Source organism: Bacillus sp. LL01 (assembly GCF_001037965.1).
In genome coordinates this window covers 1-19863 of the sequence record NZ_LFEL01000014.1, presented here as the reverse complement: position 1 = coordinate 19863, position 19863 = coordinate 1, and the positions used below count along the sequence as shown (strand labels likewise).

Sequence of the window (19863 nt, the reverse complement as noted above, 5' to 3'; positions counted from 1 at the left end):
CAACTAGCCTCTTTTCTGGAAAATGTTCAGTCATATAGAGAATATCAAGAACAGCAAAAGGAATTACTCTTGACCACTAGTCTTGAGAATCAGCAGTTACTTGAAGAAGGTCTAACAACCTATGAATCTAGTATGAGAGGAGGATTCGATACAGTTGTGAGAATACGAGAAAATCCAAGACCTACATTTATGAATGATGGGGTGGATTTCTCTAACAGTCTCTCGGTAGTCGAAGGGTCCCTCGATACGAATCGTTCACTCCTGACTAACTTAAGAGGATCTGCTGGACAAGAAACGGTTGATGGTTTAGCAAGCCAAATTCAATCTACCCAACGAGACATGTTGAGTGAATTTCGAAATGTACGTGCTAGTCAGTCTTTTAATCAGCTAGAAGCCTCCATGCTTCCTCTCCGTAATGAATTAGCAAATCAAGTGCCTGAGGAAGAAGGAGAAGATGAGGATAATTCGTCACCTAAAGTTGAGGTTGAGCTACCCACCGGAGAGCTTGTAACAGCTGATGCTCTAAATGAATTAAAGGCACAGCTTGCTCAACTGAAGGTAATCATCGAAGCGGTACCACGTGAAGAAAACGTAGTAGCACAAGTAGAAGATGAAGAGGAACAGACGGAAGACTTAGAAGAAGCTGAAGAAACGGAAGAAGAATCAGGGTCAGAAGGTAATGGAAATTCAAGAATAGAGGAGTTAAGAGCAGCAGCAAATGCYCTTGAAGAAGAAGTTGAGAGAGTAGAGGCTATGTTAAATGAACAGGCTTCTATCCAAGAAGACTGGGAGAGAGTTCTTCAAGWACTAATAGAAGAGCTTGAAAACAATCCAGGAACAGCACCGCCAACTGGAACACCAGTAGATGAGGTGGTAAGAGCGAAAATCAAGGAAACGGAGTTGCAAATTTTAGCAGCAGATTATTTAACAGGTAGTCGTAAACAAAGGCTTGCTCCATATTTTGAATCGACTATAGGCAGTCGCGATATGGAACAGTTACTTACATATTATTCGTATCTTTCTGCTTATCGTGAACGAGCTAATCAATCCTCTCAACTTGAAGAGGAAGTCATCTCAGATATTTTACAAAATCATGAGAATAGAACAGCTGTTGAAGAAACCTTTGAAGAGATTGAAGGAGGAGTTAGTGATCTCCAAACAGGCTTAGATCAATCAAGAGAGAACTTGGATCTTCTTGAAAGAGATTTTGAGAGCTTTGTTGAAAGTGTTTATACATTTATTGATGAGTACGAGGAAACTGTTCAACAAGAGCAAGAGCTCATTGTAGCCGAACTACAAGAAATAGAGGGCAATGCTACTCAAATAACAAACGCACTAAGAGATGGAACAACTACACCAGAAGTAGAGAATCCGCCAATTGAAGGGATGGACGGGGAAATCATTATTTCTTCTCAACAAGAAGCAAGAACGAACATTCAGCAGGTATCGAACTTAGTAAGCTCGCTTTCTGACCGGTCTGGTTATGTTAATGAATATACGGATGAACTGTATGAAAAGGTAGGCTCTGTACAAAGTCGAGCTAATGAGCTAAATAATAATTGGGCAACCAATGTTGAAGCCACTCAACTTGTTCAAGATGATATTTACAGTATTCTACGAAATGCAGTGGTGGATGGACAGCCTAATCCTTATGTATATGATCACTTATCTAACCCGGTTCAGATCAGTGGTGAAGCTCCTGAAGAGAGAGTTAACCATACACCTCCTGTTGTGATGTTAATTATTATATTAATCTCAGCATTAGTGATTGGGATTTTTGTTCATTACTTCTCTAATGTTCCGACTATGTTAAACATTACAATGTTTGTTTTATTGAACTTAGCAGTTGGATTAATTATTAGCATTTACGGGCTAAACATCTATCCAATGAATGATATGCAATCATTCCAGTGGACGGTTGTAACGATTCTATTCTTAATCGCAGCATCGGGACTTGTTCATCTAGGGTTAACCTTTGGTCTTATTGCAGGAGGATTAGTTATTGTTGGGCTGATGTTATTCTTTGTAACCCCGCTACTGGATCTAGTGATGCCGAACTTTAGCATGAGTCACCCGATTTCTCAAGTGTATATGTCGATTCAGTTTGGAGATCAATCATTGTTTATCCCAGCGGTATTAATAACAGCTATGTTAAGCCTGATTGTAGTGGCTATTCCTTACTTAATTAGAATTCGTCGTTCTAAAAAAGAAGAGGTTGATCTTGATGAAAGTTATGAAGGTTAATAGAGAGCTCACTCTAACCCTCTCATTATGTTTTATGGCTATGCTTCTTCCGTCAATCGTCTTGGGGGAAGAAGCGAAGATAGCTGAACCACAACAATATAAAGAGAGACATATTAATGTAGACCTTAATTACTACAGGGAAGATGAGCAAAGAATACGTCAAGCAATTCCTGAGGAACAACGAGTGTTGACGTTTAATCAAAGAGAACTAAGTTACTTCACTGATGTTTACGACCAACTCTTTTTACAATCAAATATAGATACCAATACCATTGCAACGAAGGCAGAACAGCTACAATTGTTTAGTGGAGGCGAAAAATCAATTCTGGTTAATRGGAGCGAACAAGCAGAACCAACTAATGGTTTTATACAAGTGAGTACACTCCTAATAATAAGCGTTATATTGATCATTGCCATTCTTATGATTGTGGTCATTCCTAAAGTAATAAGAAAGCCGACTAAATACGATCAATTATAAAAAGATACTGAAGTTACTTATCCTGAATGAAAAGAAGGTGAAGGGTTATGCCATTGACGGGTTTATATTTGAGGTTACGTCAAAAGCAAGACGAATTAGCAAGGCTTAGGGCGTGCCGAAATGAATTAATAAGTTGTAGAGAAGACTTCTACAGCAATGAACACTTATGCAAGAGTCCTAGTTTGTCTCCTGTAACATGGTCAGGGAGTTTGGCAGATCGTTTTGAAAACCTACGTGAAGGCGGCCTTGTATCAAGTTATCGGGAACTTCCAGGAAGTCAGCTCGAAACCTCTCTTCAAACTCTCTCATCAAAGATTTCACAGACCGAGCAAGAGATTATTTCACTTCAACAATCTATCATCGCCGCAAAAGCAGCAATGGTAGCACGTTAAGGAGGGACATAAATGAGCGAAATTAAAATTTTATATGCTGATGTCGAACAAGGATTAGCAAAGTTGCAAAATACAATTCAAGCGCTTGACCCTTCGATGCCGACAGCAGTAGGTGCTAATAATGTACTTGATGTAGTCGATCGGATGAATCAATTAAACCAGCAAATGAATCAGATGGTTGAAGCATATCAGGCACTTTTATTGAAGAATGAACAAGATACGCGTCAAGCTCTAGAAACAATGAAAGAAGCAGATCAGCAAGTGAGCTCTCAAATTATGACAAAATAGAAGGGGATAGCGATGAAAACACTTGATGTGAATAGTTTACAGGACGCAATAGAAGAAACCCTTTCAAACTTAGATTCACAGCAGGAGAAGTTTAAGCAAGTGGAAACGAGTATAAAAAGCTTAATCGCTAGAGAAGATTCCCTCAAAGGAGAAGGAGGAGAGGCTATTCGTTCTTTTTATAGGGATTGTCACCTTCCTTTGCTCACTTATTTTGAGTTATTTACTAATCAATATGAAACAACTCTCCATCAAATTAAAGGCTCACTTGATGGAGTTGAACCTGCTAAAAATGGTTTTATTGAGGAAAGCTTTATTGAGCAAGAAGTATATCAAGGGCTAGAGAAAGTGAAGGCAACTACAATTTCCATTACGAATAGTGCAAATCTAGAAATGGGAAAAGTTCAAGATATCGTCTTTTTACCGAGAGTAATCGATGATGAAGTTCTTAATTATGTAACAATGGCCAATCAAGAGGCTCGAAAAACTGTCGAGAATCTATACGAATTTGATGCCCAACAACAAAGCTCTCTGCAATCACTAGAAAGCGACGTAACAATGATGTTAAACTACATTACGAACGCTGAGAAGGTCTTTTCGAATCGAAGCATGACTCTACAATCTAAGGTGAACGAATTGAAAGGAAGCTTTTCCTATTCTGTACTTCAATCCAACTTAGAAACAAAGTCCACTGAAGAATTCACATCAGGCCATTTATATTTTCCGTATGAATATAGAGGAAGTCAGACTGTGATGCCTTATCAAGGTAATTTGCTGTCAACCTACCTAGCAAGTCGCTCGAATGAGATGTTCGCTCAAAGTATGCTGCCGACTCACTATCAAACAATTGAAAATAAACAATGCAAAATTATAAATGACCACGAGGAAGAGAAGAAGTACCTAGTGGGAACTACAGTAAATTATGATAAAGGCTTTTCAGCTAGTGCTGGCGCTGGTCATTATGGTCACAATTGGAATGGACTCTCAGACGCTTTTGATGATCCAAAGTTTCAATTGGGAGGCCAGTCAAAATTATCTGGAATATATTCAGGTGTAGATTTAGATACCAATGTAGTTGACGGAACAGCTAGTCAAGGTATTGGAAATGTTGATGTAAAGGCAACGGTCGGTGGAGATTCAATCTTACCAATGGCAAAAGCTCAAGTGTCATTATTAAACCATAATGTGAGAGTTCAGGTTGATGATGAAGTACCAATTTTAGCTAGGCTTGGTGTCGAAGGCAGGGCAGACATCGGAACAGCAAAGGTTGCAGCTGGGGTAGAGAATGCTTCTGCAAGTGTTGCAGCTAAAGCAGCATGGGCTGAAGCAGAAGCAGCAGGGATTGTTCCAATTCCTTTTACAGATATTAATGCAAAGTTTATTTTTGGTGGTTCTGCTGGAAGTATTGGTGGAGAAGTTAAAATAGGAAAAGAGAATATTCTARATCTTCGGGCTATCTTTGGGGTTAGAATTGGACTTGCCTTTGAAAATGACGCTAAAGATAAAGATTAATAGTGATAAATTACGCAGAGGAGAGGTAAAGTCATGGAAATAATCAACTCATTAACATTACGCAAAGAAGAAGAATTGTTACCAATCGGGTCAGTTGTGCTAGTAAACTCTTTAGACCAAGCGGTGATGGTATATGGTAGAAAACAAGAGCAGCTTAAAGAAGAAAAAATTTGGGATTATGTAGCTTGTCCTTATCCTCAAGGTCATATTTCAAACGAAACTAATGTCTTTTTTAACCATGAGCATATTAAGGAAGTAGTATTTAAAGGTCTTGAGACTGAAGGTGAAGTTGAATTAAGAGAGCGCTTAAAAACAGTATTTGATTAAAGGGTGAAGTATGATGAATACGCTAATAAATACCATCAAAAGTTCAATGCACGATATCAAATACTATTGGAGTGAAATAAAGAACGTCAGTGGAAAAAAGGAAAAGTCAAAATACTTTTCCTTGGTATACTTTAATGCTTTTTTCTTGTTCTTGTTTAGCTTATTAATTGCTATATCGATCACCTATATCGTACYGTCCTTTATTTATGGGTTTTATGTTCTCCTAGGCCTAGTTGTGACAATTCCTATATTGCTTGTGGCCATGTTTATTAGAAATAAGGTGTATGTAAGATTTAAAGAACATTATTTAGGTAGAGATAATCAATCTAATTAAGTATAAGAAGGAGTACGTTACAATATGAAAAAGAAACTGATGTTATTATTATTTTTAACAAGCACACTATTAGTAGCATGTTCGAATGCGAATCAAGATGAAATTATTAATTATGTGAATGAAGGCTTAAACTCATTAGGAGAACTTGAAGATGAAGCGATTAGCACTTTTATTAGTGTAACAGGGCAAAACTTCACAGATGATCAAACATTTGTTGATGCAATGACGAGTGAAGTCATTCCTAAATATGAGCAATTTGTGGAGGGGCTTGAGGAGCTTAATCCTAATCTTGAAGAGTTAAGTGAAATCCATGATGTATATGTAGAAGGAGCTAACCTTCAACTAGAATCATTTTACAAGGCWGTAGAAGGTGGAGAGCAAGGAAATGAGCAGCTTATTGATGAATCGAATAAATTGCGTGAAGAAGGCTCTGAGTTAATTAATGAATTTCAAGTGAGAATGGAAGAACTATCTGAAGAATATAATGTTGAATATCATACAGAAGATTAATAACCCCTTTAAATTGTAAACGAGGTGTTAAATGAATATCATTTCCTTACTCTTTGGTGAGCCGTATCGTGAAAGTAAACTTTTTCTCTTTTTTTATTGGTTTGTGATCACTTTTTATTTTGTTGGTCTTATAATGATGATCTTTTTGATAGTGGTGACGGGAGAGTGGTTTTTTATCATACCTCTACTTCTATTCCCTTTTTTGTTTCGCTTGGTTTATAAACTGAATACGTTTATCTATCAATCTATCTTTGATGCAGAAAGTGGTACACCACTATTAAAAAAGAAATGGGTTGTGATAGGGAGTGTTATTGCCGTTTTTATGATGATGGTTCCTATCCTTCTATTTATTTTTTCAAGTAATGTTGTTACGAATGTCTACCAAACAAATGTTAACGGTCAAGTCGAACTGTCTATTGGTTCACTAAAGGGCTTCTATGAAGTTGAATCGTTTAATCTAGAGGGAGCCACTAATGATTTAGTCGCTCTACCTTATGACGCCTCAGTAAAGGAAGGTTCATTTGTTTTGTTTGTAGAACGTAATGATGGAGAGACTGTTTGGAGTGAAGAGGTGCTTGCCGATCATTCAGGCGAGATGGTCATTGAACAAGAAGAAGGCACCTATCGAATCAAAATAGAGGCAGAAGAAGCGAAKGGTATTAATATAGCCTTTTCCTTTAATTGAATTCGTCTCTGTCTCTATACCAAAAACAGACCCTGCATGAGTCACCTCACTCATGCAGGATCTGTTTTTAGTATTGTATAAGAAAAGGGCAAAAACTATTTGATAAAAAAGTTAATTACTGAAACATCGGAAATACATATTGAACTAGGAACCATAAGAAGCCAAAAAAGATAATGATGTATGCAAAATATTTAATGAATGTAGAGGCTACTCTACTTGAGTCCTGCTTTTTCTCGACATGTCGTTCTTCCACATCTACATCTTTTTTCATAGTAATCGCCTCCTTATCAATGTTGTTTGTCTTATCACCTATATATCCGTAAAAGGAGTCTTTAAAACATGAGTAAGAAGGGAGCATATCACATACCCAAATTACGCCATTCCGTAACTAGTTAGAAGGTTTCATTTATATAGAAGTGGCTGATTGGAAGCTCAGTGCTATTTAACTTATTTGCTAGAGGGAGGTTTCATATAGCCATTTTACGGGCATTTAATAAGCACAGGCCAAACATCGTTAAAAATGTTAAAGAAAGGTGTGAAGTAGTTATGTTATGGACGGTATTAATTGTATTATTTGTATTATGGTTACTCGGATTTTCTCTWGAAATCGGAGGTGGATTAATCCACTTACTTTTAGTTGTCGCATTAGTCGTTTTTGTTATTCAACTCTTAACAGGCAGAAGAGCCTAAATGTAGCAAGCGTTCTAGCTTAGGACGCTTGCTTTTTTTCATAGATTTTATTTCTTGGGCCATAATAAGAGCAATAAACGGTTCATGGAGTGAGTGACGTAATGAGGACGTTTCTATTTTTAATTATCGTGTTCTTCATCCAGTCTACAAGTTTAACGATGGAAGGGAGTGCTAGTGAAGTGACGTATCCTAATCAACATTTACTTATAGGTGTAGAGGAACTAGCAGAGAGGTTGAGCGATCCAAACATTATGATTATAGATACACGGAATGATGGTTATGAAGAAGGACACATCCCCGGGGCGGTTTCATTTAATACGAGAACATTAGTTGATTCAACACATCCTGTCGAGGGATATTTAATTCGGGAGCAACCTTTTGAAGAACTGATGAGAGAGTTAGGCGTAAAAAATGAAGATGAATTAGTGATTTATGATGATGGCTTAGATACAGCCGCCACTAGACTTTTCTATGCATTAGAGCTTTATGGTCATAATAACGTAAGAGTGTTAGATGGTGGCTATACAGCATGGAAAGCAGCTGGAGGAGAGCAATCCACAACTGCTCCCGAAGTGAAAACAAGTGATTTTAAAGCGAAGACTTCTCCGTATATAGAAGTAGAAAAAGAGTACGTTAAATCAGCAATAGATAACCCTAATAAAGTCATTTTGGATGTTCGCTCAAGAGCAGAATATAAAGGTGAAGATGTTCGTGCTAAAAGGGGTGGACATATACCAACAGCTGTAAATATAGAGTGGAAAGAGGTTTTAAAAGACGGGGTACCTTTTTTCAAAATGAGTGGTGACATTGAGCAGATGCTTCTTCAAGCAGGTGTCACAAAAGATAAGCAAGTCATCATCTATTGTCAAAAAGCCAACCGGGCATCTCATATGTACTTTACATTAAGACTTATGGGATTTGATCATCTAAGAATGTATGAKGGGTCTTGGCACGAATGGGGAAATGATCCTCATACACCGATTACAAACCTGAGTGAGGAATAAAGCATGAGAGCAGCTCCTAATTTAACTTTAGAGCTGCTTTTTTCTTTGACAAAATACTTCATTAGATATATATTTAACTACGTGAAGTAAATATTTAACTAGGTGAAATAAATGACTGGAGATGTTTATGAATAAGGATGAATTGTATCAACATTATACAAGGCTAGATAAAGCATTTTATAAAACGATGAAAACGATTGGACCTAAAGTRTATGAGAAATTAGAACATAACTTAACAGGTGAGCAGTTCTTTGTATTAAATACGATTGATCAACTTGGAAAGATTACATCTTCTCATTTAGCAGAAGAGCTTCAAGTTAAACCAAGCGCAATTACAGCTATGATTGATCGTTTATCCAAAAATGATTTTGTGATAAGAGAACGTGATGAACAGGATCGCAGAGTGGTTTATCTACGTATTTCAGACTCCGGTAAGTTGGCATTGAAAACGTCAAAGGAAAAACGAAATACGATTATGGAAAAGTACGTTTCACAGATGACGGATCAAGAAATTGAGCAGCTCACTAATCTCTTAGAAAAACTAACAACAATCATAGTCGATTCGGAAAAATAGTTTACATTTTAAAACGAAATTAAATTTACACTCAAAAAGGAGAGCAACAATGAAGATTACAAGTGGAGACCTACCAGGTGTTGGGAAGAAGATATCATTTGTTACAAGTGAAGGTTCGATGATTGTGTTAGTTATTCACCATACAGGTAAAAGAGAGCTGTATTTCTTTAATGATGAAGATGATGATGAGGTAAGCTTCTCACTTACTTTATCTTCCGAAGAAACAAAACAAATGGGAGCACAGTTACTAGGGGCGGTGTTGAACCCAGCTGATACAGAAAAAATTGATCGAATTAAGTTGATCAGAAAGCAAGTAGTCGTCGAGTGGCTTGATATCACACAAAAATCACCAATCATTCGTAAAAATATGGCTCAAATAGATAAAATGAAACCGAAGGGTATCTCCATTGTTGGTGTATTTAAGAATGAAGAAATGCTAGTAGATCCAGAACCGACTCTTATCTTAGAAAAAGGGGATACGCTCAWGGTAGTAGGAAAGCGCAATGCGGTTCAAAAGTTTGAAGAGATTTGTTMGTGTAAGGAGATTCAGTAATAATGGTGATTCCTGAACTACTTTCTGCAGGTCTTATTCTTTTACTTTTGTTTATTACTGGATTTATTGGGATAAAGATAAAGATTCCAGATGTAGTTATCTTTATATTACTTGGAATCGTTGTAGGTGGAATGCTAACCGGGTCTCACCTTCTCCATTTTAGTGGCGAGGTTGGGATCGTCTTATTATTTTTTATGTTAGGAATGGAATTTCCGATAAAGCAACTTTTATCCATAGCAAAGAGGGTTCTAAGAGCTGGAATATTAGATGTAGTTTTAAGCTTTGGTGTGACGACCGCGATTTGTTTAGTTATGGGGCTTGATCTCCTTGCTTCACTCATTATTGGTGGGGTAGCTTATGCAACAAGTTCCTCCATTACAGCAAAAATGCTTGAGAGCTCAAAGAGGATGGCGAATCCTGAATCAGAATTTATGCTAGGGTTRTTAATATTTGAGGATTTAGTTGCTCCTATTTTAGTAGCTGTTCTTGTTGGTTTAACTGCGGGAATGGCACTAACTGCAGGTTCTATGTCGGTATTGGTTATTAAAGTAGTAGCTTTAGTAGCTGGTGCTATAATCCTTGGCACATTTCTCTTTAAGAAGCTTGGTCCTTTCTTCGATCGGCATATGAAAAATGATCTTTTTATTTTGTTTGTCATTGGTCTTGCGTTGACGTACGGGGGGCTTGCTTTGTATTTAGACCTATCAGAAGTGTTAGGAGCGTTCCTGGCTGGAATCATGCTTGCAGARGTGAAACGAACGCATGAGTTGGAATTAATGGTCGTACGATTTAGAGATTTATTAATGCCGTTATTTTTCCTGTACTTTGGTACAACGATTAGTTTCAGTGAAGGTGTACCAATGGTTACTTTGCTTATATTAGTGTTGCTGTGGTCAATTATAGCTAAAATTATTGTTGGGTTTTTGGGGGGTAAGTGGTACGGGTTATCGAAGAAAATGTCAATGCGTGCTGGCCTTTCTTTAACTCAACGAGGTGAGTTTTCCATTATTATAGCAAGCTTGGCGGTCGGATCTATAAAAGCACTTAGTAGTGTCTTTATACTCACATCAGCTATGATTGGGATTTTGCTCTTTCAAAAAGCGCCAGCTATTGTAAACAAAATATATGGTACCAAGACTAAGCCTGCTGTAAAACAAATGGGATCGTTATAAATCATCTATCAGTTTATAAGGAGTAGATTAAGTTGACTCAACAAATGAGTATGAATGTGGAGCAATTAAAAGCTGTTAAACAAGAGCTTACAAGATTTATGATGATGTATAAATTTGCTTTAGATGAAATGAATACAAAGATTAATATTTTACAAGAGGAATTTAAGTATATTCATTCTTATAATCCTATTGAGCATACAAAATCTCGAATTAAAACACCGCAGAGTATTTTTAAAAAGGTTCAAAAGAAACAACTGCCTATTTCTTTAGACAGTATTAAAGAAAACATACATGATATTGCAGGAATCCGTATTAGTTGTTCATTCATATCAGATATTTATAAGATTAGTGATATGCTCCAGCAACAAAAAGATATTACAGTAATTGAATGTAAGGATTATATTAAGAATGCAAAACCTAATGGGTACCAGAGTCTGCATCTCATTCTAGAAATTCCGGTTTTTATGTCTGATCGAGAAGAAAATGTGAAAGTAGAAATTCAAATACGTACTGTGGCGATGGATTTCTGGGCAAGTCTAGAGCATAAGATTTACTATAAGTATAAAAAAACAGTGCCAGAACATTTACTTCAAGAATTAAAAGAAGCTGCTGATGTAGCTGCTGAGCTCGACCTGAAAATGGAAAGAATTCACGAGGAAGTTAATCATTGTAAAAAAGAAGACAATAAAGATCAGCAGACATTCATTCTTGATAGTCAAACATTTAAGTTGCCATATTTATTAATGAAGGCTATATCGGAGTCGAATGGATAATGAAGGAAAAAACGCCTATACTTCTAGGCGTTTTTTCTTTAGTATTACTATTAAATATAATACAGACTGCTAGCCAGTTTCACAAAGAATCATTAAACTGAAGATAATGAAGTTTGTATAGGGCGAGGGGGAATAAGGGAAATGGTTAATCGGGTATTAATCGTTGTTTCAGTAGAAGCTGAAAAAGAAGCGGTATTGCGAGGTATTGGGAAGGATAATGAAACGTTTAATGTAGTAGTGGCTGGTGTCGGAGTAGCTGCGGCTGCAACAACAACAGCCATTACTCTAACAAATCAGCCCTATCAATTAGTCATTAATGCCGGTATAGCTGGAGGGTTTGTTGGACGCGCAGATGTGGGTTCGTTAGTAGTAGCTAATGAGATTATCTGTGCCGATCTAGGTACTGAAACGGATGAGGGCTTCTTACCTTTAGATCAGCTTGGCCTAGGTGTCACAGGAGTGAAGGTAGACGAGGCTGCAAAAGAGACGATCATCTCAGCTTTTAAACAAGCGAATCGAAAAGTGGCTGCAGGTCAAATTCTAACTCTCTCCAAAGTAACAGGCACGCAAGAAACAACTGACCAATTAATGAAGAGGTATCCTGATGCTGTAGCAGAGGGCATGGAGGGATTTGGAGTTGCCACTGCAGCCTTAAAATGTGGGGTTCCGGTTCTTGAGATAAGATCTATTTCTAATGGAATCGGACCAAGAGACCGTGAATCATGGAAAATAAAAGAAGCATTAATTGAATTAGAAGAAGCAAGTAAAATAATTTCGGAGGTTTTATAATGGAAATTGCATTTTCTCCTTGCCCGAACGATACGTTTGTTTTTCATGCCGCTGTACATGGTTTAATTCCAAATGTTCCAAAGCTGGACGTTACCTATGCTGATATTGATAAGACGAACTATTGGGCAGCAGAGGGTAAGGGACCAGCGATTCAGAAAATATCTTATGCAGCTTTGCCGTATGTGTTGGAAGAATATGCTCTTATACCATGTGGGGGAGCTCTAGGTCGGGGATGTGGCCCGCTCTTACTGACCAATAGTAAAGATCAGTCGCCTTCTCATTTGACGGGAAAAAGAGTTGCGGTTCCTAGCGAACGTTCAACTGCCTATTTACTGTTTAGGCTATGGGCAGCCGCCATGGTTCCTGGAGGTGTGGGAGAGATTGTTGTGATGCCTTTTCACGAGATTATGCCTGCAGTTCGTGATGGGAAAATCGATACCGGTCTGGTCATCCATGAAGCAAGATTTACTTATCAAGAATTTCATTTGAATATGTTAGTCGACCTTGGAAACTGGTGGGAAGAAGATACACAATTACCGATCCCACTTGGTGCCATCATCGCTCATCGTTCACTAAATAAGGAAGAAATCACAAGTTGGATAAGAGCCTCGGTAGAATATGCTTGGGCAAATCCAGAAGCTTCAGTCGATTATGTGATGCAACACGCTCAAGAACTTTCTCCAGAGGTCGCAAAATCCCATATTGATCTGTATGTTAACTCATTTACTGCTGATCTTGGGGAAGGTGGAATGGCAGCTGTCGCTAGTTTACTTGGACGAGCTGGGGCGGAGGGACTTGTTCCGGAATTTGATTTAAGTTTATTACGAAAATGACTATGAAGAGAACACGCCATTAGGCTTGTTCTCTTTTTGCAGTAGAGCGATCCATCTTTTCTCGGACTGAAAAGCCTCCAAGTGAATATATATGTAGAAGAGGTGATCACATGGAGAAAGTACTTTTATTTTGTGACCCAGGCATCGATGATTCAGTTGCGATTATGTTTGCTTTATTACATTCTAATATTGATATAGTAGGGATAGTTTCAAGTTATGGAAATGTTGATAAAGAACAGGCTACAAATAATGCAGCTTATTTACTTGAATTAGCAGGTAGGACGGATATTCCTTTAATAGGCGCTGCTTCGTTTCCTTTATCCGGGGAACCTGCTGTGTATTATCCTGAAATTCATGGAGAAGAAGGATTGGGGCCGATCAGGCCTCCTGATACTATTAGTGGAACTCTAGAGAACTTTTCACGTGTGTTCAAGATTATTGATGAGTATGAAGGAGAGCTTGTTATTGTAGATGTTGGCAGGCAAACTTCTTTAGCCTCTGCTTTTATTTTAGGTGAGGACGTGATGGATAAAATAAAAGCTTATTATGTAATGGGCGGAGCCTTTCTTGTGCCTGGAAATGTAACTCCTCTTGCTGAAGCTAATTTCTACGGGGATCCAATTGCTGCTAATGTTGTATCGACCCGTGCAGAGAATTTAACGATTGTTCCATTAAATGTGACCAATTATGCGGTGTTAACAGAAGATGTTATCTCGTCGATTACAGATCAAGAATACAATGCTTTTACACCATTAATACGACCAATTTTTGATTACTATGCGGATGCTTACGCGGAACTAGTACCAGGAATAGACGGGGCTCCATTTCATGATGTGGTAACACTCGTAGCTCTTACAAATCCTGAGTTATTTGATTTTGTTCAGCGAGAGGTGACCGTTGTAGATAATGAGAGTGTAAAGGGCTTAAGCGTAGCAGACTTCAGACCGCTTTCGGCGGAGGAGGAAGAAGAAACGCACCGAGGAGCACATATAGCATTAGATTTTAGATATGAAGAGTATATTACGATCTTTGTTGAAACGATGAAGATGCAACTGTAATTTGGTTTAGCATTAGGTATTCCTTATGCTTTTTTTATATTAGGCTATTGCAACATTTCTCAATCTCAACTATAATTGATTATCATTATCAATTAGGTTCGAAAACAGATCTTAAAGAATGCATTAGGAAGTTCCTTTTATTTGTTTTTGATTTAGGGAGATGTGAAAAAAGGTGTTGAAACGGTTTTTTTCCTATTACAAGCCATATAAATGGTTGTTTATATTAGATTTTTCGTGTGCCGTTCTTGTAGGCTTGCTAGAACTTGCATTTCCTTTGGCGGTAAACCAGGTTATAGATCGTTTGCTTCCTGAAGGGAATTGGACAATTATTTTATGGGCATGTGTAGGTCTATTAGCAATTTATTTATTAAATACAGGTCTGCATTTTGTTGTTACCTATTGGGGACATATGCTTGGAATTAATATTGAAACAGATATGCGAGGAAAGCTTTTTGAACATATGCAAAAGCTATCGTTCGGGTACTATGACAACAATAAGACTGGCCATTCCATTTCAAGATTAACAAAGGATCTTGAAGAGATTGGGGAAGTCGCTCATCATGGTCCTGAAGATATTTTTGTGGCACTCATGACTTTAACGGGTGCGTTTATCATTATGCTCACGATAAATTGGAAACTGGCTATTCTTTCTTTTCTAGTTATACCTTTACTTATGGCTTTAGCTATACATTTTAACAAAAAAATGATTCATACCTTCCGCAGAATGTTTAATGATGTAGCAGACATTAATGCTCGAGTTGAAGATAGTATCGGTGGAATACGGGTGGTACAAGCGTTTGCCAATGAAAAATTTGAACAACGTCAATTTGCTGAAAATAATGCTAACTATCGTAAAACAAAATTATCTTCATACAAGATTATGGCGCAAAATATTACAGCTAACTATGTGCTTATGCGATTAGTAACATTATTTACCCTCGCATTTGGAACATGGTTTGTTATAAATGGAAGTCTTACATACGGTGAATTCGTAGCCTTCATTTTATTATCGAATGTTTTAATTGGACCAATTCAGAAAATAAATGCTGTTATAGAAAGTTATCCAAAAGGGATTGCTGGGTTTAAGAGGTACGTTGAAATATTAGACACCGAACCAGATATTTCAGATGCTCCAAATGCAATGCATTATAGTCTAAAAGGTGATATTGATTACAAAGGTGTTTCTTTTAGGTATGAAGGAATGGAAAGGGTGCTGAATCAGATAGACTTATCCATTCGTTCGGGAGAAACAGTTGCTTTTGTTGGGCCATCAGGTGCTGGAAAAACAACTCTTTGCAGTTTACTTCCACGTTTTTATGAGCTAGATAAAGGAAGTATATGCATTGATGGGATTGATACAAGAGAGATAACGCTAGAATCATTGCGCAGTCAAATTGGTATTGTGCAACAAGATGTTTTTTTATTCTCTGGATCTATCCGTGAAAATATATCTTATGGAAAATTAAATGCAACAGRTGATGAAATCCTAAATGCAGCAAAAAAAGCCCAGCTTGATGAATTTGTACGAACGCAACCTAATGGATTAGATACAATCATTGGTGAGCGAGGGGTTAAACTATCAGGTGGACAAAAGCAAAGACTAGCTATAGCCCGGATGTTTTTAAAGAACCCCCCTATTTTAATTCTAGATGAAGCCACATCTGCTCTTGATACAGAAACTGAAAGAGCAATTCAAGCTTCATTAGCGGAACTCTCAAAAGGTAGAACTACGCTAGTAATAGCCCATCGCCTTGCTACGATAAAAAATGCTGATCGAATCCTAGTAGTAACCAAAGACGGAATTGCAGAACAAGGGCGACATCAAGACCTGATTGAGTCTAATGGTATTTACAGTCGTCTCCACTATGCACAATTTGGGTAATTTCCTTTTAATAGCCCCTGCTATTTTAATTGAAATAGCAGGGGCTTTAACTGTATTAAGAGGAAATAAGAACTTTTTGATGAATGATTTGTAATAGGACAAATAGAAGGAAAGGGAGCGATAATATGAATGAAGAAAAAGAAAAAGTAATGAAGCAATTTGGGGCAAATACTTCTAAGTATGTCTCAAGTAAATCCCATGCTAAGGGGGAGGACATGTAGCTAAAGCGCTTGCTCTTCATGTAAACGAAGTGTTTGGAACCGATTTAACAAAAGCAATGCTTGAGAACACTTCGACACATCTGAAAAAGTCTTTTGAAAATATAAAATTTGTTATTGCCGATGCAGAAAAATTACCTTTTCTTGACAGGACATTTGATGTGGTCACTTGTCGTATTGCCCCTCACCACTTTCCGACGCCTAAAGATTTTATTTCTGAAGCTGCTCGAGTATTAAAGCCTGGTGGACTATTTCTTATGATTGATAATGTTGTTCCAGAAGACCGAGAGTTAGCAACGTTTATGAATACATTTGAAAAAATGAGGGATGAGAGCCATGTTGCATGCTTACCTGTATCCAGATGGGAGTCCTACTTAAAGGGAGAGGAGATGGAAGAGGTACGCAGTCTCAAAAAAAAGAAAACGTACCGATTTCCTGGTTGGGTGGAGAGAACAACTACGAGTTCTGCTCAAGTTAACGGAGTTCATCAGTATATCCTTCAAGCATCTAAAAGAGTTCATGATTACTTTCAAGTAGAAATCCAGTCTGAGAAAGTAGCGTCCGTCACCGTTGATGAGTGGATGATATTATACAAAAAGTGATGGGGAGGACGGAGTAAAAAAGTTAATTAAACGTTTGTTTAACATTAGATCAGCTTATATAAATAGTATTCATTGACGGGTTTATCCTCGATCATGAGAGAGTGAACCTTTTCACCTTCAAGCTTCAAGTGTGAACCCCATTTTTCGGTAAAGATCAAAAGCAGGTTTGTTGTGCTTTATAACAGTTAGTTCTAATCTGCTGATCCCGTAGTTTGGTGCCCATTTGAATAAAGAGTCAAATAAGGATGTGGCAATGCCGTTCCCACGGTACTCTTCATCTACACCAATTGTAATGTATGCGCGATGTTTGATTCGTTTAACTGTTCCTCCTTGAACGGTTAAATAGGCTACTAATAGTCCGTCCATTTCAGCGACGAAAAGCATAGCATTCTCTTGAGTAGAGAGATGATTAATCATTGACTTAATCGGTTCGATACTCTCTTTACGTTCGCCAGGTTCAAATAACATCATTTTTGATTGATCGAGCTTCTTCATTAGGTTGATTAATAACGTAGCATCTTGTTCTGCTGCAGGTCTAATTTCCATGATATCGCCTCCCTACCTTTATCATACTTTGTTTTCATTCTCATAAAAACCACTATTTTCCTATTGGTCCCTCGTCACTTACCCAGGTAGTGCTGCATATCGTAAAGTGATACCATTTCTGAATTAGTTAAAAGCCTTTTGCAATTAAATAAGGCTTAAAGCTATTGATAAATAGGGAGGAAACAAGTGTGAATTCAAACCAATTTCAAGATATGAGAAGACCGATGGGTGGACGCCCAGGATGGGGAGGCAGACCTGGTTGGGGCGGTAGACCAGGATGGGGTGGCGGAGCTTTTGTTGGTGGGGTATTAGGTGGATTACTAGGAAGTGCCTTGTATCAACCGTATGGCTATGCTCCTTATCCCTCCCCGTATTACCCATATTATCCATATTATCCATATTATCCTTACCCGTATTATTATTAATACTTTTTGGAGAAAGAGCTTTAGTAAAGCTCTTTCTTTTTTTGGTTTATTCATTAATTAGTCTATAAAACGGGTCAATTTGGTAAAGCAAATGTAACGTACTTTTAGACCTATAGATGATATGATGGAAACGTGAAAAAGATACTGAGAGAAAATGAACGAATGGAGGAAGTTGCATGCAAGAAATAGTCGATAAAATAGATGGAATGATCGCTAATATAGAACGTGTAGTTGTAGGTAAACGAAAAGAGATTGAACTGAGTCTAGTTGCCTTATTTGCCGGGGGCCATGTATTACTAGAGGACGTACCAGGAGTAGGTAAGACTGTGATGGTTAAAGCTATTGCCAGGTCATTAGGAGCAGATTTTAAACGAATTCAATTCACGCCAGATCTTCTTCCGTCTGACGTTACAGGTGTATCTATATATAATCAGCAAACGCAAGCTTTCGAATTTAGACCAGGCCCGATTATGGCAAATGTAGTGCTAGCAGATGAAATTAACCGTACATCCCCTAAAACACAGGCAGCTCTACTTGAATCGCTAGAAGAAGGAAGTGTGACCGTAGACGGCGATACCCTCCAATTACCAATGCCTTTCTTTGTGATGGCTACCCAAAACCCAGTAGAATATGCGGGGACTTATCCACTGCCAGAAGCTCAACTTGATCGCTTTTTACTGAAAATTCAATTAGGGTATCCGAGTGCAGAAGAAGAACTTGAAGTATTAAGGCGTGTTGAGTATGGCCATCCTGTAGATGGAATTCAATCCGTTATGTCGATCGAAGAGGTGTTAGATATCCAAAAGAAAGTTGCGACGATCATGGTTGATGATCAAGTAAAAGGGTATATTATTAATCTCGTTCAAGCTACTAGAAAACATGGTGCTGTAGAACTTGGAGTTAGCCCTCGTGGATCAATTTCTTTAATGAAAGCTACACAAGCGTATGCTCTTTTGAAAGGAAGAGACTACGTGATTCCGGATGATGTTAAACATCTAGCAGAGTGGACGATGTCACATCGAATCATTTTAAGCTCAGAAGCAAAAATGTCTAATATGGACGTTAGGTCAATTATAAAAGAAGTCCTAAGTCAAGTGCGTGTGCCGATAATGGGTGATAAGGTGGCAACATTGTGATAGGACAAGCATTAAAGCTGGTAGGAACCGCAGTTAAGTTTCTAATCCTTGTTGTAGTCGTGGCGGGTACGTATGCTTATGCGATGTTTCAAGGGGGATTTGTTAGCTGGTTCCTATTTTATAGTGTGTTAACTATTATCGCTCTCACCTTAGTAGTTGCTATGTTTACGTTAAGAGGATATAAAGTCAAGAGGAAACTATCGGCAACCACGCTTCAATCTGGAGAATCGATTGAAGTAGAAGTCATAGTACACAAGAAACGTTATCAGCCTTTTTTTTATGTGAGGGTGTATGACGTGGTTCCGAGAAGCATTGGCACATCTTCGCATCAACGAGCACTTTTTTTCTTTTCTTTTACAAATAAGCTTCGGTTTAAATACAAGATTAATCAATTGAGAAGAGGAGAACATCAGCTATCTACTACGCAGTTTTCATTTGGTGACTTATTTGGAATTTTTGAAAAGAAATACAAAGTAGATTCTAATTCTACCTTTCTTGTTTATCCAAGATTCAAGTTGCTAGATAAGCTGCCTGGTCTTCTTACTAGTCAAATTGAAGAAGGGATAAGACCTGATCAATCAATAGATGAAGAACGGTCCCTTGCTGGGGTGCGTAGTTWTGCTCCTGGTGATCGGTTAGCGAGTATTAACTGGAAACAGTCCGCTAGAACAGCAGAATTAATGACTAAAGAGTTTGAGACGTTTCGTAATGACGGAGCAGTTATTTTGTTTGATCCCTATGTCAATAAAGCATCCAGCAGAACCTTTGAACAGTCTATAGAATTAGCGGCCTCCCTGATTGCGACGGCAGTAAAAAGAAACCCTCAAGTAACATTCTCGAT

General features: G+C 37.9%; 24 protein-coding genes. 22 read left to right on the top strand and 2 right to left on the bottom strand.

Features of this window, described 5'->3' with window-relative positions; translation table 11 throughout:
* The 8 genes from AB685_RS31410 to AB685_RS21080 all read left to right on the top strand — a co-directional run.
* The coding region (locus AB685_RS31410; protein ID WP_047972562.1) for an ABC transporter permease at window positions 1-2244 on the top strand (2244 nt) is incomplete at its 5' end.
* Complete coding sequence (gene essA, locus AB685_RS29845) at window positions 2225-2722, top strand: type VII secretion protein EssA (protein ID WP_053073904.1); 498 nt, start codon at window positions 2225-2227, stop codon at window positions 2720-2722. The genes AB685_RS31410 and essA, both read left to right, overlap by 20 nt.
* A gap of 209 nt (window positions 2723-2931) precedes the next feature.
* A complete protein-coding gene (locus AB685_RS31405; RefSeq protein WP_157860745.1) occupies window positions 2932-3114 on the top strand; it encodes a hypothetical protein in 183 nt (60 codons plus the stop codon).
* Window positions 3115-3126: 12 nt separating this feature from the next.
* Complete coding sequence (locus AB685_RS21105; protein WP_047972560.1) at window positions 3127-3402, top strand: YwqI/YxiC family protein; 276 nt, start codon at window positions 3127-3129, stop codon at window positions 3400-3402.
* A gap of 12 nt (window positions 3403-3414) precedes the next feature.
* Window positions 3415-4911, top strand: a complete 1497-nt coding sequence (locus tag AB685_RS21100; protein WP_047972559.1) for an LXG domain-containing protein — start codon at window positions 3415-3417, stop codon at window positions 4909-4911.
* Window positions 4912-4944: 33 nt separating this feature from the next.
* Entirely contained in the window at window positions 4945-5238 is a 294-nt protein-coding gene (locus tag AB685_RS21095) for a DUF4176 domain-containing protein (RefSeq protein ID WP_047972558.1), read from the top strand.
* Between the two features lie 358 nt (window positions 5239-5596).
* Window positions 5597-6082: a hypothetical protein gene (locus AB685_RS21085; protein ID WP_047972556.1), complete on the top strand. Its 486-nt coding sequence runs from the start codon at window positions 5597-5599 to the stop codon at window positions 6080-6082.
* A 31-nt stretch (window positions 6083-6113) separates the two neighbouring features.
* Entirely contained in the window at window positions 6114-6767 is a 654-nt protein-coding gene (locus AB685_RS21080) for a hypothetical protein (RefSeq protein ID WP_047972555.1), read from the top strand.
* A 115-nt stretch (window positions 6768-6882) separates the two neighbouring features.
* Here AB685_RS21080 and AB685_RS31785 read toward each other — a convergent pair whose 3' ends face one another.
* Window positions 6883-7038 carry a hypothetical protein gene (locus AB685_RS31785; RefSeq protein ID WP_198530559.1) on the bottom strand — a complete coding sequence of 52 codons (156 nt, stop codon included), beginning with the start codon at window positions 7036-7038 and terminating at the stop codon, window positions 6883-6885.
* Between the two features lie 275 nt (window positions 7039-7313).
* Here AB685_RS31785 and AB685_RS31010 point away from each other — a divergent pair, with 275 nt between their 5' ends.
* From AB685_RS31010 to AB685_RS21030, 11 genes are all read left to right on the top strand, one after another.
* Window positions 7314-7457 carry a lmo0937 family membrane protein gene (locus AB685_RS31010; RefSeq protein WP_128755920.1) on the top strand — a complete coding sequence of 48 codons (144 nt, stop codon included), beginning with the start codon at window positions 7314-7316 and terminating at the stop codon, window positions 7455-7457.
* Between the two features lie 101 nt (window positions 7458-7558).
* Window positions 7559-8461, top strand: a complete 903-nt coding sequence (locus AB685_RS21075; protein WP_053073902.1) for a sulfurtransferase — start codon at window positions 7559-7561, stop codon at window positions 8459-8461.
* 127 nt (window positions 8462-8588) lie between these two features.
* Window positions 8589-9035, top strand: a complete 447-nt coding sequence (locus AB685_RS21070; RefSeq protein WP_047972554.1) for a MarR family transcriptional regulator — start codon at window positions 8589-8591, stop codon at window positions 9033-9035.
* A 49-nt stretch (window positions 9036-9084) separates the two neighbouring features.
* Window positions 9085-9588, top strand: a complete 504-nt coding sequence (locus AB685_RS21065) for a TrkA C-terminal domain-containing protein (RefSeq protein WP_047972553.1) — start codon at window positions 9085-9087, stop codon at window positions 9586-9588.
* Window positions 9589-9590: 2 nt separating this feature from the next.
* Window positions 9591-10760: a cation:proton antiporter gene (locus AB685_RS21060; RefSeq protein WP_047972552.1), complete on the top strand. Its 1170-nt coding sequence runs from the start codon at window positions 9591-9593 to the stop codon at window positions 10758-10760.
* A 32-nt stretch (window positions 10761-10792) separates the two neighbouring features.
* Window positions 10793-11533: a GTP pyrophosphokinase family protein gene (locus tag AB685_RS21055; RefSeq protein ID WP_128755919.1), complete on the top strand. Its 741-nt coding sequence runs from the start codon at window positions 10793-10795 to the stop codon at window positions 11531-11533.
* A gap of 141 nt (window positions 11534-11674) precedes the next feature.
* The gene (locus AB685_RS21050; protein ID WP_047972551.1) at window positions 11675-12322 is read left to right on the top strand and encodes a futalosine hydrolase; all 648 of its coding nucleotides are present in this window, start codon (window positions 11675-11677) and stop codon (window positions 12320-12322) included.
* Entirely contained in the window at window positions 12322-13155 is an 834-nt protein-coding gene (locus tag AB685_RS21045) for a 1,4-dihydroxy-6-naphthoate synthase (protein ID WP_047972550.1), read from the top strand. Before AB685_RS21050 ends, AB685_RS21045 begins: the two co-directional genes overlap by 1 nt.
* A 110-nt stretch (window positions 13156-13265) precedes the next feature.
* A complete protein-coding gene (locus AB685_RS21040) occupies window positions 13266-14213 on the top strand; it encodes a nucleoside hydrolase (RefSeq protein WP_047972549.1) in 948 nt (315 codons plus the stop codon).
* Window positions 14214-14385: 172 nt separating this feature from the next.
* Window positions 14386-16095: an ABC transporter ATP-binding protein gene (locus AB685_RS21035; protein ID WP_047972548.1), complete on the top strand. Its 1710-nt coding sequence runs from the start codon at window positions 14386-14388 to the stop codon at window positions 16093-16095.
* Between the two features lie 250 nt (window positions 16096-16345).
* Window positions 16346-16915, top strand: a complete 570-nt coding sequence (locus tag AB685_RS21030; RefSeq protein ID WP_241773354.1) for a class I SAM-dependent methyltransferase — start codon at window positions 16346-16348, stop codon at window positions 16913-16915.
* A 117-nt stretch (window positions 16916-17032) separates the two neighbouring features.
* On the opposite strand, the gene AB685_RS21025 is transcribed toward AB685_RS21030, so the two are convergent.
* A complete protein-coding gene (locus AB685_RS21025; protein WP_241773353.1) occupies window positions 17033-17461 on the bottom strand; it encodes a GNAT family N-acetyltransferase in 429 nt (142 codons plus the stop codon).
* Between the two features lie 212 nt (window positions 17462-17673).
* On the opposite strand from AB685_RS21025, the gene AB685_RS21020 reads away from it, so the two are divergent.
* The 3 genes from AB685_RS21020 to AB685_RS21010 form a co-directional block, all read left to right on the top strand.
* The gene (locus AB685_RS21020; RefSeq protein WP_047972564.1) at window positions 17674-17886 is read left to right on the top strand and encodes a hypothetical protein; all 213 of its coding nucleotides are present in this window, start codon (window positions 17674-17676) and stop codon (window positions 17884-17886) included.
* Between the two features lie 176 nt (window positions 17887-18062).
* On the top strand, window positions 18063-19022 hold the full coding sequence (locus AB685_RS21015; protein ID WP_082153720.1) for a MoxR family ATPase: 960 nt from the start codon (window positions 18063-18065) through the stop codon (window positions 19020-19022).
* A partial coding sequence (locus AB685_RS21010) for a DUF58 domain-containing protein (protein WP_047972547.1) occupies window positions 19019-19863 on the top strand: 845 nt, incomplete at its 3' end. The genes AB685_RS21015 and AB685_RS21010, both read left to right, overlap by 4 nt.

What these genes read in the sequence shown, in the direction of transcription:
- AB685_RS21025 (WP_241773353.1), bottom strand. Translation starts at nt 17,461, where the DNA reads ATGGAAATTAGACCTGCAGCAGAACAAGATGCTACGTTATTAATCAAC.
- AB685_RS21040 (WP_047972549.1), top strand. Translation starts at nt 13,266, where the DNA reads ATGGAGAAAGTACTTTTATTTTGTGACCCAGGCATCGATGATTCAGTT.
- AB685_RS21095 (WP_047972558.1), top strand. Translation starts at nt 4,945, where the DNA reads ATGGAAATAATCAACTCATTAACATTACGCAAAGAAGAAGAATTGTTA.
- AB685_RS21105 (WP_047972560.1), top strand. Translation starts at nt 3,127, where the DNA reads ATGAGCGAAATTAAAATTTTATATGCTGATGTCGAACAAGGATTAGCA.
- AB685_RS21020 (WP_047972564.1), top strand. Translation starts at nt 17,674, where the DNA reads ATGAGAAGACCGATGGGTGGACGCCCAGGATGGGGAGGCAGACCTGGT.
- AB685_RS21015 (WP_082153720.1), top strand. Translation starts at nt 18,063, where the DNA reads ATGCAAGAAATAGTCGATAAAATAGATGGAATGATCGCTAATATAGAA.
- AB685_RS21045 (WP_047972550.1), top strand. Translation starts at nt 12,322, where the DNA reads ATGGAAATTGCATTTTCTCCTTGCCCGAACGATACGTTTGTTTTTCAT.
- AB685_RS31785 (WP_198530559.1), bottom strand. Translation starts at nt 7,038, where the DNA reads ATGAAAAAAGATGTAGATGTGGAAGAACGACATGTCGAGAAAAAGCAG.
- AB685_RS21050 (WP_047972551.1), top strand. Translation starts at nt 11,675, where the DNA reads ATGGTTAATCGGGTATTAATCGTTGTTTCAGTAGAAGCTGAAAAAGAA.